General features: G+C 29.2%; 16 protein-coding genes, 1 other RNA gene and 1 pseudogene. 17 read left to right on the forward strand and 1 reads right to left on the reverse strand.

Annotation, left to right across the window (positions count from 1 at the left end):
- The first annotated feature begins 286 nt into the window (after window positions 1-286).
- The 6 genes from COL3_RS23525 to COL3_RS23555 all read left to right on the forward strand — a co-directional run bounded on the left by COL3_RS23525 (window position 287) and on the right by COL3_RS23555 (window position 4,444).
- On the forward strand, window positions 287-532 hold the full coding sequence (locus COL3_RS23525) for a DUF1292 domain-containing protein (RefSeq protein WP_008425664.1): 246 nt from the start codon (window positions 287-289) through the stop codon (window positions 530-532).
- A gap of 18 nt (window positions 533-550) precedes the next feature.
- The gene (locus tag COL3_RS23530) at window positions 551-949 is read left to right on the forward strand and encodes a hypothetical protein (protein WP_008425665.1); all 399 of its coding nucleotides are present in this window, start codon (window positions 551-553) and stop codon (window positions 947-949) included.
- A 63-nt stretch (window positions 950-1,012) separates the two neighbouring features.
- A non-coding RNA gene (gene ssrS, locus COL3_RS23535) (6S RNA) lies at window positions 1,013-1,206 on the forward strand.
- A 697-nt stretch (window positions 1,207-1,903) separates the two neighbouring features.
- Window positions 1,904-2,101, forward strand: a complete 198-nt coding sequence (locus tag COL3_RS23545; protein ID WP_035283744.1) for a DUF896 domain-containing protein — start codon at window positions 1,904-1,906, stop codon at window positions 2,099-2,101.
- A 6-nt stretch (window positions 2,102-2,107) separates the two neighbouring features.
- The gene (gene hprK / locus COL3_RS23550) at window positions 2,108-3,016 is read left to right on the forward strand and encodes an HPr(Ser) kinase/phosphatase (protein WP_008425669.1); all 909 of its coding nucleotides are present in this window, start codon (window positions 2,108-2,110) and stop codon (window positions 3,014-3,016) included.
- Between the two features lie 30 nt (window positions 3,017-3,046).
- Entirely contained in the window at window positions 3,047-4,444 is a 1,398-nt protein-coding gene (locus COL3_RS23555) for an aminopeptidase (protein WP_008425671.1), read from the forward strand.
- A gap of 78 nt (window positions 4,445-4,522) precedes the next feature.
- Here COL3_RS23555 and COL3_RS23560 read toward each other — a convergent pair whose 3' ends face one another.
- Window positions 4,523-5,380 carry a PHP domain-containing protein gene (locus COL3_RS23560; RefSeq protein ID WP_008425673.1) on the reverse strand — a complete coding sequence of 286 codons (858 nt, stop codon included), beginning with the start codon at window positions 5,378-5,380 and terminating at the stop codon, window positions 4,523-4,525.
- 506 nt (window positions 5,381-5,886) lie between these two features.
- Between COL3_RS23560 and COL3_RS23565 the strand changes: the two genes are divergently transcribed.
- The 11 genes and pseudogenes from COL3_RS23565 to COL3_RS23605 all read left to right on the forward strand — a co-directional run bounded on the left by COL3_RS23565 (window position 5,887) and on the right by COL3_RS23605 (window position 14,513).
- Window positions 5,887-6,486 (forward strand): hypothetical protein, encoded by a 600-nt coding sequence (locus tag COL3_RS23565; RefSeq protein WP_008425675.1) that lies wholly within the window; start codon window positions 5,887-5,889, stop codon window positions 6,484-6,486.
- A complete protein-coding gene (locus COL3_RS23570) occupies window positions 6,486-7,910 on the forward strand; it encodes a phage tail protein (RefSeq protein WP_008425677.1) in 1,425 nt (474 codons plus the stop codon). Before COL3_RS23565 ends, COL3_RS23570 begins: the two co-directional genes overlap by 1 nt.
- 25 nt (window positions 7,911-7,935) lie before the next feature.
- Window positions 7,936-8,535, forward strand: coding sequence for a hypothetical protein (locus tag COL3_RS23575; protein WP_008425679.1), 600 nt, complete (start codon window positions 7,936-7,938; stop codon window positions 8,533-8,535).
- 26 nt (window positions 8,536-8,561) lie between these two features.
- A complete protein-coding gene (locus COL3_RS23580) occupies window positions 8,562-9,089 on the forward strand; it encodes a DUF1629 domain-containing protein (RefSeq protein WP_008425681.1) in 528 nt (175 codons plus the stop codon).
- 28 nt (window positions 9,090-9,117) lie between these two features.
- Complete coding sequence (locus tag COL3_RS23585) at window positions 9,118-9,477, forward strand: DUF4280 domain-containing protein (protein WP_008425683.1); 360 nt, start codon at window positions 9,118-9,120, stop codon at window positions 9,475-9,477.
- Window positions 9,478-9,501: 24 nt separating this feature from the next.
- The gene (locus COL3_RS23590; RefSeq protein WP_008425685.1) at window positions 9,502-10,983 is read left to right on the forward strand and encodes a hypothetical protein; all 1,482 of its coding nucleotides are present in this window, start codon (window positions 9,502-9,504) and stop codon (window positions 10,981-10,983) included.
- A gap of 34 nt (window positions 10,984-11,017) precedes the next feature.
- A pseudogene (locus COL3_RS29430) lies at window positions 11,018-11,131 on the forward strand (choline-binding protein D); the annotation flags it as partial.
- A 363-nt stretch (window positions 11,132-11,494) separates the two neighbouring features.
- Window positions 11,495-12,685 (forward strand): hypothetical protein, encoded by a 1,191-nt coding sequence (locus tag COL3_RS23595; protein WP_347474389.1) that lies wholly within the window; start codon window positions 11,495-11,497, stop codon window positions 12,683-12,685.
- A 12-nt stretch (window positions 12,686-12,697) separates the two neighbouring features.
- On the forward strand, window positions 12,698-13,303 hold the full coding sequence (locus COL3_RS23600) for a pentapeptide repeat-containing protein (protein ID WP_008425689.1): 606 nt from the start codon (window positions 12,698-12,700) through the stop codon (window positions 13,301-13,303).
- 425 nt (window positions 13,304-13,728) lie between these two features.
- Window positions 13,729-13,896, forward strand: coding sequence for a hypothetical protein (locus COL3_RS28975; protein ID WP_008425691.1), 168 nt, complete (start codon window positions 13,729-13,731; stop codon window positions 13,894-13,896).
- 17 nt (window positions 13,897-13,913) lie between these two features.
- Complete coding sequence (locus COL3_RS23605) at window positions 13,914-14,513, forward strand: hypothetical protein (RefSeq protein ID WP_008425693.1); 600 nt, start codon at window positions 13,914-13,916, stop codon at window positions 14,511-14,513.
- Window positions 14,514-15,150: the final 637 nt, after the last annotated feature.

Below are 15,150 nucleotides of genomic sequence, written 5' to 3' on the forward strand. Positions count from 1 at the left end.
CTCACATGCGTTCGAAAAGGCAGATGCGTAAAAAAAATCTCCAGCTCCACAGTCGCTTACGATTTTTTTATATGATATTATATAGAAATTATAGAAAATTTACTTAAAATATATAGACAAAAATATGAAATATCATATAATAAGGTTAGAATAGCTTAAAAATTATTGATTAGGGGGAATTATGCTAGGGAGTGCAAATTCTTTTGATTCAAATATCCAAAAATAGAATATATGGAAAATGGATATGGTGTGATTTTTAAGTTAATAATAAGATGAGGTGAACATTTTGGAAGAAAAAGAAGTAATGTCGTTTAGAGATGAAGATGGAAATAAAATTGATTTTGAAGCAATAGCAAAAATTTATTTAGAGGAACAGGGGTATTTATTATTATCACCATTAGATGAAAATAATGATGATATGTTTGCTTTTAGAATAGATATAAATGAAGAGGGAAAAGAAGAGTTGAACCTTGTAGAAGATGATAAGGAATTTGAATTAATTAAAAAGGAATATAAAAAATTATTATACTAAGTAAATGAGGTGAGATAAATGAAAAGTTCAGAAATTATAAATTTTTTAGAAGAAAATGATTTAGCTGATGTAGAAGAGATTAAACGAAAAGGCAATTATGTTATAATAAAATTTTTTTATGATTTTGATAAGGAAGAATTAAGTGCAGCAAAAGCTTATTCAAATGAAGAAAGTGACTTTGAACCAGAAAGTGATGAGTGGTATAAAGAATATTACATTCCATATTTAAGAGATATTGCAGTAGATAATGTTGAAGCAATACTAGAAGAAACAATGGAAGAATTTGAGCTAGAAACTAAATATAAAGAATTTGGAATGGAAAATGTGGAAAGCGGATATTTTAAATTTATTGCAGCATTTTCAGATGAGTTAACAGATTCTGAGATGGAAGATATTTTAAACGATTACTACGAGTAAAATGCACAGTTGGAATTAAAATACTATTGAAAATATAGTATCTTGTGATATAATTAAATCATAGATTTCCTGAGATGTGCGAAAAGCTTATGATATTCAACCTACATTATATAATCGGGATTTACAATAAATTCATAAATGTCAGGCTTCATTTAAATCACTAAATAGTGGCAGTAGAAGACAGAAGTGAGTTGAGTTTAACCCACCTGCGAGGCGCAGGATTTGAATATATAGGTGAACGGCATGTTGGGAGCTATGATTTGAGTATAACACCTCATTACTGAGGTGTTTTTTTATATACAAAAGTAAAAATATAGAAAAAACTAACTATTTTTATTTTAGTTAGTAATTTAATCATGAAAATGAGAAATAAAAATTTGAAATACACAACATATAAAATAGAAATAAAACTACTTTGAAATTATTTTATGTATATTAAGCAGCTATCTCATTAATGGATTTGGATTTATGTTGCTTATTATATATAGAAGATAATTCTTTTTGATATAAAACAATGTACTTGTCCAAATTTTGAGATAGAGCAATCATAAAATGTTTACTTGGTGAAAAAAATAATAGTAATAAATTTAATAAATGTTTTCTAAAAGAAATATTACATTTAAGTTTAAAAAATACCCAAGTTTTCATAATTACACCCCTTTTGTAGTAATAAGTTATTGATATGGTATTATTATAAACAGAAAAGTAAAATTTGTAAAAATAATTCATATTACAATTAATGACAATAAATTTCAAGAAAGTGGTATAAATCTTTAAATAATATATTTTTCAAGGTCTAATATGTAACATGAAAACAGAATTGTATATATTTTACAAAAGTATTCTTCGACATAGAATATATAAAATAAGTAGATCATGTCGAAAAAATTCATGTTGATTATATTAATTTAAATGGTAAAATTATTGATAGAATATAGAAAGGATGAAAATATGATGGATATTGAAAATGCTAGAATAGAACAAGTTGTAGAAAAAATTAATTTATTATACAGGACTAGTCAAGAACGAGAATTAACTGAAGATGAGAAAGAGTTACAGGGAAAACTTAGAAGAAGATATATTGATAATGTTAAGAAAAATTTTAGAGCACAGCTTGATGAAATAGAACCTAAAAAAAGAAAAAAGGAATGATAGTATTTGGGTGTTTTAGTTAAAAAGTTAGTAGATGAGTTAAACTTAGAGGTTTTGGTAGAAGGAAAAGAAGATGTGGAGATATCGGTAAACGATATAAATAGGCCAGGACTACAGTTAGCAGGATTTTATAATTATTTTGCTCCTGAGAGGATTCAAGTAATAGGTAAAGCAGAATGGAGTTTCTTAGATTATATGCAGATAGAACTAAGAAAGAAAAGAGTAAAAAAATATTTTAGTTTTGATATAAATTGTTTAATCATAACTAGAGGATTAGAGCCACATCCTGAATTTATAAAAGAAGCAAAAAAGCATAATATATGGTTTGTAAGAAGTAACTTAGTGACTACACAGTTTATAAGTAAAACTACAATATACTTAGCGGATAAGCTTGCACCTGAAACAAGATTGCATGGTGTTTTAGTGGATGTTTCGGGAATAGGAATATTGATCACTGGGGAAAGTGGAATAGGAAAAAGTGAAACTGCATTAGAATTAATAAAAAGAGGTCATAGACTTATTACTGATGATGCTGTGGACATAAAAGATATTGATGGACAATTAATAGGAAGATCACCTAAAATAACCGTAGGTATGCTAGAGGTAAGAGGGCTTGGAATTATTGATGTTACGACATTATATGGCTTAAGCTCGGTGGTTCAAGAAAAAGAAATAAAATTAGTTATGCATTTTGAACATTGGAAAGATGATAATGACTATGATAGATTAGGAATAGATAATGAATACATGAATATATTAGGTATTAATGTGAAAAAATTAACTGTACCTATTAGACCAGGAAGAAATATAGCAGTAATTATAGAAGCAGCAGCAGTAAATTATAGGCATGCATTAATGTCCAAGGTTACACCAGTTGATGTAATAGAAAGTAGAATGAACGATCTTAATGATTAGTAAGGGTCATGATCAAAAGGAGGAATGGCTATGAAAAATGAAAAAAAAGATTTAAGTAAAAATGCTTGGAATAAGTATAATGATAAGCAAGTAAAAGAGATATTTGATTTTTGTGAAGGATACAAAAATTTTATGTCAAAATGCAAAACTGAAAGGGAATGTGTAAAAGAAGTAATTAGTTTAGCTGAAGCTCAAGGTTATAAAGATTTATATGAAATTATCAAAAGTAAAAAGAAATTAAAACCTGGGGATAAGGTTTATGCAAATAATAAAGGAAAAGCAATAGCTCTATTTATTGTAGGAAAAGAACCTATGGAAAATGGGTTGAAGATATTAGGAGCTCATATTGATTCTCCAAGATTGGACTTAAAACAAAATCCTCTTTATGAAGATAGCGAGTTGGTGTTATTAGATACACATTATTATGGTGGAATTAAGAAATACCAATGGGTCACATTGCCACTTGCTTTGCATGGAGTTGTAGCTAAGAAGGATGGAACTGTAATAGATATTTGCATTGGTGAAGATGAAAATGACCCTGTTGTAGGTGTATCTGATCTACTAATTCATTTAGCTGGGGATCAAATGGGGAAGAAAGCTGATAAAGTTGTTGAAGGTGAAGACCTTAATGTATTAGTAGGAAGTATGCCTTTAAAAGGATCTGAAAAAGATGCAGTAAAGGCAAATATTTTGAAATTGCTTAAAGATAAATATGATTTTGAGGAAGAGGATTTTTTATCTGCAGAAATAGAAGTTGTGCCTGCTGGAAAAGCCAGGGATTATGGATTAGATAGAAGTATGGTAATGGCATATGGGCATGATGACAGGGTATGTTCATACACTTCATTAATGGCTATGTTTGAAATAAAAGAAACTGATAAAACTTGCTGTTGTTTATTAGTTGATAAAGAAGAAGTAGGCAGTATCGGGGCTACTGGTATGCATTCAAGATTTTTCGAAAATATAGTTTCAGAAATTATAGATAAAATTGATGGATATACAGAACTTAAGTTTAGAAGATGTCTTACCAATTCGAAAATGCTATCTTCTGATGTAAGTGCAGCTTATGATCCTAATTATCCTTCTGTAATGGAAAAGAAAAATGCTGCTTTCTTTGGAAAAGGAATGGTATTTAATAAATATACGGGTGCAAGAGGAAAGGCTGGTTCCAATGATGCTAGTGCAGAATATATGGCTGAACTTAGGAGCATAATGGAAAAACACGATGTTTCAATACAAACAGCAGAACTTGGAAAAGTTGATGCTGGTGGTGGCGGAACCATTGCATACATATTGGCTCAATATAATATGGAAGTAATAGACTGTGGAGTGGCACTTCACAATATGCATGCACCTTGGGAAGTTGCAAGTAAAGTAGATATATATGAGACAATGAAGGGGTATAAAGCATTTCTAATTGAGGCATAAAACAATTAGAATGTGATTTAATTAAATTATTTAAAAAAGATGTTATCTTACAAAAGTTTGATAACATCTTTTTTTTTTCTAAGAATAATTTTGAATATTTGAAAATGTTAAATCTAATGATGAAAGGAATTTAGATAAATACTCATACGGTAATTCCATGGAACCGATATCACCATGTCTTAAGTCTGTATTTAAATCTCCATGGAAATCTGAACCACATGAAATTAATAAATTATTTTCATTAGCTATTTTTACAAAGGTTATGGTTTCTTCATTTAAATTTTGATAGTAAATAGATTCTAAACCATCTAAATTCATGTGCAAGAATTCATTAATATTAGAATTTAATATTAATTTAGGGTGAGCTAAAAATACAAGAGCATTATATTTTTTTAAAATATCCAAACCATCTTTGGTAGATAATTTTAATGTAGGCACATAAGCTTTACGACCTTTACCTATAAACTTATCGAAAATTTCGTCCATAGAATATGGATAACCACTGCTAATAATTTCCCTAGCAATATGAGGTCTTGCAATTGTATCCTTAGCATCTCTAAGAATTTTTTCAAAATTAATTTCTATATTGAATTCCTCTGCAAGCTTAGCAATAATTTTTTTTGCTCTAATAACTCTGTGGTTTTTAATATTAGTTAATTCTTTAATAAGTTCTTCATTTCTAAAATTATCATCTTTAAAATAGCCTAAAATATGTACGCTTTCATTATTGTGTTGAGTTGATAGTTCAATTCCAGGAATTAAAGTAATATCATATTTATAGCTTTCTTCAATTGCCTCGTCCAATCCGCTCAGAGTATCATGATCAGTTATTGCCAAATATCTAACATTATTTTTATGAGCTCTTTGAACAACTTCTTTTGGAGAAAGTGTCCCATCTGAAGCAGTAGTGTGAACATGAAAGTCTACTTTAAGCATATAAATTAACCTCCAATTGTTATGGATTTTTATAATTAATTAGTATTAATATAATCATATCATACTAGGTGAATAGAAGTATAGAAATTATTTGAAACACAAGGCTCTTAATATTTTTTATTAAAAACAAAAAAGTAAATAATTTAAAATTTATATGATTATTATCTAGTATATATTTTAAATATTAGAGAAATTCGTAAGAAATAAAGAAAGCCAAAAAACTAGGATTATAAGTTTTTTTGGCTTTAATTTTTAATTAGATAAAGGCTCATTAGCATTAAAGAAAAATATATAAGTATAGTTGAGGTATAACTGTAACATCAAGGAAGATGCTGCAATTTTTTGTTAAATAAAAATGAAATTAAGTAATGATAAGTTAAAAATATACTAGAATGTAGTATACATTAATTGGAAAGTAAGGTATAATAATTGTGAAAAATTTACTTATGAGAGTTTTGTTGTAATAAGAATAAAAAAATGTATATTACAAAAGGAGAGTTAAAATTGTGGATAAAAGAGTTGATGAGAAAATCTTAGATTTTATTAATGAAGTAGAACAAAGACAAGCTAAAAAAGATATTTGTAGCAGTCCAATAAAAATTGGAAATAGGTACTATGAATTTGAAGAAACATATTTCTTTGAAGAAAAACTAAAGATGTATATACCAAAGGATTTTGAGGATATATCAGAGGAAGCAAGAAAACTAAATTATTCACCTGAAAATGGACCAGATATAATAAAATGTAATGAAAAAGAAGATATTCGCATAACATTTAAAATTATTGATAATCCTTTAGATGAAAAAAGTGTTGAAAAACTAAAAAATGAAATGAGAGAGAGTATGAAGAATTCTAATCCCATAAATGTATTTTATGAAGATGGAATGCTAGAAGTTAATTCTAAAAATATAGGATATTTTGATTTTAAAAGTTACACAATAGATGAACCTATATGCAGTTTTATGTTTTTTCTTGAATTTGAAGGCAAAGCATTAATGGGAACTTTCAGATGCCCGTATGCTGGGTACGGGGAATGGAAAGAAGTTGTATTTCAGATTATTAAAACTATAAGAGTAATAAAAGAAGATAAGGGGGATGAAAATTAATGAGTGAGGAATATGTATATGGTCAAGGTGATATTATAGTTGAGCCTTATAAATTTCAAAAAGTGACGAAGCTTAAAATTGTTAATGAATTAAATGAACATTCAAAACTTTGCATTAGTGGAATCATAAGTGATGAAAATGCAGATAAATACGTTGAAAATGCAGAAGCAGAAGAAACTATCAATGTATCACTAAAGGATGACGAAGGGAATACAACTGTTTTATTTAATGGGTATGTAACTAAGATTGGGATAAAGGCAAATAACGATGTAAGAACCTTAGAGGTGGAAGCTTTAAGTAAGACTTTCTTAATGGACATAAAAAAAATTAGCGGATCATACCAAGATAAAAATCTTACTTATAATGATATCTTTAAAAAGAAAAACAGCAGCTACAGAGATGTAGTGATGGTAGATAACATAACCAATGGGGCTAAAATAGATAAATTCATAGTTCAATATAAAGTGACAGATTGGGAGTTTTTAAAGAGGCTGGCATCTCATTTTAATGTTGCACTTGTACCAGAATGCAGAATGACAGGAATAAAATATTCCATAGGTGGAACAAGAGAAAATGTAGTTTATGATATTGATGAATTTAATTATTCTATAGAAAAAGGCTTACAGGAATATAATAAAAAGGCTGCAAATGAAGCCTATGAATTGAATGATTTGGATTTAGTAAGCTATGAAGTAACAACTAATAAATTAATGAAATTATATAATCAAGTTAATTTTAAAGGAAGAACACTATTAGTATATAGAAATGAAACAGAACTTGAAGGTGGAGTAATCACGAACAAGTACATATTAAGAGATGAAAAAGGAATGAAGGTAAATAGAAGCTATAATGACAAAATGGTAGGCATTTCACTTAAAGGCAGAGTTTTAGATACTCAAAAGGATAAGGTTAAAGTTTCACTTGAGATAGACGGAAGCCCTACAGATAGAAATGCTGCAAGATGGTTTGAGTTTTCTACTATATTTTCACAGCCAGATGGGACAGGCTGGTACTGCATGCCTGAAATTGAAGATGTAGTAAGACTATATTTCCCGGACAATGAAGAGAAACACGCATATGTAGTAAGTTCAATGCATTATGACGGAATAGATGATAGTAAACGAAGCGATCCATCTGTAAAGAGCATAAGTACAAAGTATGGAAAAGAAATAGTAATGAGTCCAGGCTCTGTTGAAATAATAGGAAATGGAAATATGCTTATGAAAATGACTGATGATGGAGGCATAGAAGTAAATAGTAATAAAAAGATAATACTAGATGCTAAAGATGACATAGAAATAAATGGCGGAGCCAATGTACAAATCAAAGGACATAAGGGAATTAAGCTAACCCAGGAAGGTGCGAGCATGCTGATAAAAGATGATATAACAATGAGTGGAGGAAAAGTGAACGTCCAAGATTAGGGAAGGCTTTATAGGTGTTAAAGAGATGATAATACGAGCTTATAAGGATAAAGTATTAAAAGAATTTAAGGAAAAATATGTAGAGAGTAGATATGAAGAAGAAATAAAAAATATTCTGGAAAAATATAATGAGCATAAAGACAGCATAAAAGAAGAGTTAACTTTAAAATTTAATTCTGTATGCAAAGAAGCTATTTTATTTCAAGAAAAAGATTTAAAGGGAGAAATAAAGTATATTTATTTTTCATTGCTTAGAACCAGCCTGCTTGAAAATAAGGGGGAATGGAGAATTGATCTATTTGATGAAAAGTGGTTTTTAGATAAAGAAGAATGTTCAATAAACATAGATTTAGATTTCATTTATGAACCTCTTTTTAATCATATGAAAGAGCTTTCGGAGAAGAAAAAAGAATACCTAAGAACTATTAAAGAAAAAGATATACACATTATAAAATTACAAGAAGGAAATAAATATCACAACCTAGCCTTAAATATAATTAGAGGTATACTTAAAAGTTTTTTAGAATGTGATTGCTATAAAGAAATGAAAAAGAAAGAAGATATAGTCATTATGGCAGGTGAATATATGGATGCTGCAGTTCAGATAAATGATAAAAAATCATAACTGAGTTTTAGCAGAAAGGAAAGAACATGAATTATTTTTTATTAAAGCAGGGTGAAGACTATATAAATGCGCCAGTGTTAATGGATGTTTTCAATAAGTTAGACGTTAGAAATATAAATTTATTAAAGGCACATAAGATTGATGATATTCTTATATTTAATACTAAATGTGATGAGGAAACAGAGTTTTTAGACATTCTTGATAGAAATTTATTTCTTATTTCTGAAAAAATGAAGAAGATAATTGAAAAGTATGACCCGGGAATTCTATTCAAAACTGTTCCTCTTATAGATTTGAAGCATAAGAAACAGGGAAACTATTATATGCCAATATTTGAAGACATAGAGTGTTTAAGTGAAAAAGCAGAACTAAATTTAAATAAGACAGTAGTAAAAAAAATCATATTAGATAAAGAGAAAATTAAAGGTAAAAAGATTTTTAGGATAAAAGAAAGTTCAAAAGCTCTGATAGTAGTAAGATTAGACGTTGCTGAAAGTCTGCTTAGAAGAGAGTTTAAGGGAATATGTTTACAAAAATTAGAAGTCGACGGTTAAGGAAAAATCAAAGTGGGAGGTGATAAAGTTGGAAATTGGTACAGCTTATGTAGTCAGAGGTGCCCAAATGATATGTGATAAGGGAAGTGAGATAAAAAGAATAAATCTGCCTGTAAGTCATGGAGCATATTCAAAGGGAAATCCAATAATTAATGAAAATGATAATATAATAGGTTCAAATATAAGTACTTTCGGAATATGTAGAGGAAGTTGCCCTGCAAATGGAAGTAGTGAAAAAACGAAAAAGTGTCAAATAATGATTTTGAACAAGTGGATGAATACTAAAGAAGATACCTTAGTTGAAGGTGCACCAGCACTTACTACAGCTTCAATTTTAATATGTGCCTATGGAGGAGTAATAAGGTTCATTTCAGATGGACAAGATTAAGTGAAAGTATAGGAGGGAAATTAGATGGGAGAGATTCATAAACTGAGGGTAAAATCACCTTATAAGTTAATGAAGATAGTAGATATAAAGATTGAAAACAAGCCTAATGAACATGGTTTTCTATACTTAAAATGCTTAATAGATGAAAGCGTAAATTTTGATTCTACTATAAAAGCTTCCACAGAAGATGAAATATGTGTTTATGAAGAAACAGAAGATATAAATGATAAAAAAACAGTTGATATAAATGAAATTGATGAAAATAGCAGCAGAAGATTATTTTATGGAATAGTTCAAAGGGTTAAAACAACAAATATAAATGCTGTTTATTATTTAGAGATTCAAGCTTTAACTTCAAGTTCAAAACTAGACATAAAGAAAAAGAGCAGATCCTTTCAAAATGTTAATATGACCTATGATGCTCTTATAGGTAAAATATTAGAGGATTATTCAGGCTTCTCCTTCAGTCAAAATATAGGAAATGGACAAAAAATTAATAAGCCATTATTCCAGCATAAAGAGACAGACTGGGAGTTTTTAAAGAGAATTGTGAGTGAACTAAAGTCAGAATTATACTGTAATATAATAAATTTAAATTGCATGTTTAATTTCGGAATTGCCTATAATCAAAGCTATGAGTTAGAAGATAATATAGATTATGATGCTTACAAAGATATTAAAAGCTTTTATGAAGCTGGTGGATATGATGCAGGGTATAATGATACAGATTTTTTTTATTATGAAATAGAGAAAAAGGATATCTTTGAGATAGGCTCAAAAATAAATTATAAGCAAAAAGATTTATATGTTAGAGAATATGAAGCTTATAAGGATAAAGAAGAAATATTTTATAAATACAAGCTAAGTAGGAAAAAAGGAGTATGGCAAAGTATAATTTACAATAAGCGCCTAAAGGGAGCAGCTTTAGAAGGAAAAGTCATTGCAACGAAAAAGGAACAGGTAAAACTTCATTTAAACATAGATGGAAATCAGGATGAAGGTACAGCCTACTGGTTTGATTATGCACCACCTTCAGTAAACATAATGTATTCAATGCCATTAGTAGGAGAAAGTGCAAGGCTTTATTTCCCAAATGAAGAAACTGAAACGCCAATAGTTATAGGCTGTGTAAGAAAAAATGGAGATACCTGCGCACAAACAGCAGATCCAGCAAATAGATATTTTCAGACTGAAAGCGGAAATGAAATAGCAATGCTTCCAGAGGAATTAAGTATAAAGGCTGGAAGCAGAAAAAATATAAGTATAAGCTTTAATGACAAGAAGGGAGTTCATATTAAAAGTCCAAAGAAATTAAAATTAAATGCAGATGGAGAAATAACAATTAAAACACAAAAGAGAGTAAAAATAAAAGCTAAAAGTCAGATATTACTAATGAAAAGAAATGGAGCCCACAAAGTTTCAATAGAAGGTGATTTCTACATTAAAGGAAATAATGTAATAATGGATGGAAGCTGTAGAGAAACTTATGCTTCTTTTGAGGAATGAGGGGAGGGCGACTAAAATGAGTGATAATCAGGAAGGATGGGTAGCAAAAAATGGTTTCTGGTATTATTACAATTCTAATGGAGATATGGCAACAGGTTGGGTGGAAAGTGGTAATTATTGGTACTATTGTTATGATGACGGATCTATGGCACGGGATACAATGGTTAATGGATATTATGTTAATGATGATGGTCAATGGACAAAAGATGAACGTTCGAGAAAAATAACAGATAATGATGGTAATGATTTTTGGTATTATGTGGGTCCTAAAGGAAAAGCGGTTACTGGATGGAACAAGATAGGAGATAGCTTTCATTATTATAATTATCCTGGTGGATCCATGACACGAGATAATACAATTGATGGATTTTATATAGATAATGATGGTAACATAGCTAGCGGAACAGGTTGGCTAAAAGACGAATACAGTGGAGATTGGTACTATTTTTCTGATGGGGAAATGAAAAGTAATGATACAGAAGATGGATATCATGTAGATAATAGTGGTAAAATGGTTACGGGAACAGGATGGGAGCATGTAGATAGCTGGTGGTATTATCTTGATGACACTGGAAAGGTTGTAACAGGTTGGCTTTATGATCAAGGTAATTGGTATTATTTATATCCACAAGGGTCTATGGCGCATAATACAACAATTGATGGATATTATTTAGATGATGATGGTAAATGGGTACCTGGTGAAAATAATAGTAACAATTGTCAAGGGTCTAGTGATAATAATGAAAATGATGATGGAATAAAGGTTTATACCCAAGAAGAAGCAGATAAATATATTAATAGTTATCTTTGGGGGCATTGCATAGGAAGGAAATTATACTTTCCATATGAAATATCAGGATTACCTCAAAAAATAATTTACCAATCATCAGGATATATGTATGATTATGAATTAAAAGAAAATCCTCATCCTACATTTAATGGGATGGATCTATCAGGTCCCGATTTTACATTTGATGATGGTACAGTTTCTAGTGGTAAAACATATAGTTATCAGCTTGTTTATACAGATGAACCCTCAAAACCGCAAATATCGTCAGGGATTGTTTTTGTTTCTCCAGAAGGAGGAGCTATGGAAGCTGGTGAAATCTCAGCAGAAGAGAAAGCAGTAGCAGAAGCAGAAGTCAATAAAGCTAAAGAATCTATTGATGGGGAAAGTAAAGCTAATAATATTGGGGGAGGCAAAAGGAAGCAGGGAACTTTAACTGATACGGAAATAGGCAATAAGTATAATGATTGGAGTAATAATTTAAAAGATAACTCGTATACAGGTGGAAGGTCCACTGAAGAAATTCAGTCATTAGCAAAAGATCCAGATCATGCAGGTAGTAATCGAATAGTAGATATAGAAAAAGGTATGCATGAAGCTGAAGTTGGACTGGACTTAGAAGGAAACGGAAAATTAAGCGATATTGTCAGAGATCCTACAGGAGATGCGGAGTTTATTGAAAATGGTGGGAATGGTTCTAAATGGGATGTTAAAACCTTTAATTCAGACTTCCCTCCAAAGCAAGGTGGATTTACATTAGAACGTTCAATGAATACAATATATGAATCTTTAGGAAAAGGTGAAAATGTTATAATTGATACATCAAAAATGAGTGAAGCACATAAAAAATTATTAATGGATGAACTAGAAAAAAAGGGACTAATGAACCCAAATATAATAAAAATATGGCCATAAAAGGAGATAACTATGAACATATATGAAGACTTAGATAGATATACTAAATATTCATTTGGCATAATAAAAGAAAAATGTGAGTTGGTATATGAAGATGTTGAACTAGATAAAATAGATTTTACAGAATATGATTTAAATAACAGTACTTTTGCAGGCGTCACATTTAACCAATGTGATTTTTCAGGAGTATATTTGAGTGGATCATTTTTTGGAGGAAGTATTTTTAAGCAATGTATATTAGAAGAAAATATATTACGTAAAGCACAATGGGATTGCAGTAGATTTGAACAATGCAATATTAGAAAAACAGATGCTCATCGTACAACATTTTTAGAGGCGGTATTTGTGGATGTTAATTTTACAGATGGAAAATTAATTAAGTGTGAAATGATGCTTGCAGAATTAAAAAATGTGAAATTCTTAAACTGTGACTTAAGTAAAACAAGTTTTAGCAAAGCAAAAATGGAAAATGTCATATTTGAAAATTGTATATTTAATAATACAAACTTTTCGGAAGAATTTTTAGACAAAAGTGTAATGTTTAAAAATACAACAGTTATTAAAGATAATGATAAAAAAATTTATGCAGGAAATGATGTCATTAAAGTGATAATTTAAATTATAACCAGCTATGGGAAACTGTAGCTGGCTTTGCATTATCAAGTTTAGAAATGATTCTAATACTTTGGTTACGGGTACCCAGACCAACATAATATATTCCATTTATTCAGCAATTTAGCCCTAAATCATAAAATCGTTGATAGTAGCAGTCTTTTTTGCAATTTAAAAAGTGTATCAAATTCGAAAAAATTTCACTATAAATGAAACCTCATTTTAGTTAAACTAATAACTGAAATGAGGTTCTATATTTGAGAAAAAGTTACTTTTTTAAATGGATAAAATAAATTAAGACTTAATAAAAAAGCAATAGAAAATAAAGTTTCTAAAATTGAACAATTGACGGATATACAGCGGCTGCTATAGACGGATGCTAGCTATCGGATATATCAGGAAATGTAAACTTAACTGGTGGTGATGATGTTGTGTATGCTGGTGAAATGAGATTTATGCAAAGTGGTAAATTAAAATATTGGAATAATGCTTCGGGGCATTACCTACCAGATGCGGAGGATGCTGGTAAAGTAATAGACATTTTGAAAAATAGCGGATTAGATGATATATCAATGGATAACTTTGTTCCTAGAGAGTAAAAAGGTGGAGGTATAATATGGAGTTTGATACATTACTTGAAGAATTAATAAAGCTTGATTATTTTAAAGATAACGAAAGTTATGAAGAATTAATTAATGTAATACTTAAAGATGATTCGTTAATACAAAAATTAAAAAGTAAGGCTGAAATCATGATATTGGAAGAAACAGAACCTATAGTTTCAAAGTTAATAGAAATAATATCGGAGTTAGCTATAACCTATGAAAAAGTAGATATTGATTTTTCCAATGTTATATATACAAGTATATTCAGAGAATATAATTGTAATATTTCATCTGTAAATTATCATATAAAGTTATTGAAAGAGTTTAATAGTGATATTAGTGATATTTTCCATGAATTACTAAATAACATTTTGGATAAAAATCCCCCAAATATTATAATGGTATTATATTCACTTTACCCATTGGGAGTTACAAGTAAAAATGTACCTAAAGAAGACTTTGAAAGACTGTTAAAATTAGTTGCAGAATGCATTAGTAGTAATAGAAATAATAAAATATTGCGTTTAGCAGTAGAAAGAGAATTGATGAAAAGAATTGATAGAAATGAATTCAATTATTATTATAATAAACTTTTAATAGCATTAGATTAAGTAAAGTTCATTATAAAGCTGTTAATAGAATGAGTGTTTTTGACTACAATAATTTTTTCAGACAGACTGCAAAAATTATGCAAAGATATTTAGTGAACAAAAAGTACCTAAATATATAAATTTTCATTAGTTTTTTGAAATAGAAATAATTGCATAATTCTAATTCTGTAGTAAGTTGAGTAAAAAATATACTCTAAAAACAATAAACAGCCATCAAAAAGAGGTTTCAATGCCAGTTACTATAGAAACTTAGGGCATTCTGTAAAAGATTCTTTTGATGTCTGATTCAAGCTAATAGCAAAATTCCAATAGGTGCTATAAAGGTGTCCATTGGAATTTTTCTCTCTAAGGTCTAACTTGGATAAAGTAGGACGCAACCTGGACATAGTTTGGACGTATAGGTCTAAGTTTGAAGGTAGTTCAGCTATAGAAAAAATACTCAATAATAAAATAAAGTTGGTTGAAACTACGTCCTTGCGACCAAACTTAGTTGTATCAACGGTTTACTATGACCTAAATGTACCCAATTTGAGACCTAGATACAACCTAAATATAAAAATCAAGACTAACATTGGATAATAATTTCCTTTGTTAGTCTTTTCTTTTGCCTAAAAATAACAATGAAAGGAAGAAAAAA

Source organism: Clostridium sp. LS (genome assembly GCF_002760435.1).
In the GTDB taxonomy this organism is placed as follows: Bacteria; Bacillota; Clostridia; order Clostridiales; family Clostridiaceae; genus Clostridium.

Coding starts and splice junctions, on each gene's coding strand:
- COL3_RS23530 (WP_008425665.1), top strand. CDS start 551: ATGAAAAGTTCAGAAATTATAAATTTTTTAGAAGAAAATGATTTAGCT.
- COL3_RS23545 (WP_035283744.1), top strand. CDS start 1,904: ATGGATATTGAAAATGCTAGAATAGAACAAGTTGTAGAAAAAATTAAT.
- COL3_RS23555 (WP_008425671.1), top strand. CDS start 3,047: ATGAAAAATGAAAAAAAAGATTTAAGTAAAAATGCTTGGAATAAGTAT.
- COL3_RS23560 (WP_008425673.1), bottom strand. CDS start 5,380: ATGCTTAAAGTAGACTTTCATGTTCACACTACTGCTTCAGATGGGACA.
- COL3_RS23570 (WP_008425677.1), top strand. CDS start 6,486: ATGAGTGAGGAATATGTATATGGTCAAGGTGATATTATAGTTGAGCCT.
- COL3_RS23575 (WP_008425679.1), top strand. CDS start 7,936: ATGATAATACGAGCTTATAAGGATAAAGTATTAAAAGAATTTAAGGAA.
- COL3_RS23580 (WP_008425681.1), top strand. CDS start 8,562: ATGAATTATTTTTTATTAAAGCAGGGTGAAGACTATATAAATGCGCCA.
- COL3_RS23590 (WP_008425685.1), top strand. CDS start 9,502: ATGGGAGAGATTCATAAACTGAGGGTAAAATCACCTTATAAGTTAATG.
- COL3_RS23595 (WP_347474389.1), top strand. CDS start 11,495: ATGGTTACGGGAACAGGATGGGAGCATGTAGATAGCTGGTGGTATTAT.
- COL3_RS23600 (WP_008425689.1), top strand. CDS start 12,698: ATGAACATATATGAAGACTTAGATAGATATACTAAATATTCATTTGGC.
- COL3_RS23605 (WP_008425693.1), top strand. CDS start 13,914: ATGGAGTTTGATACATTACTTGAAGAATTAATAAAGCTTGATTATTTT.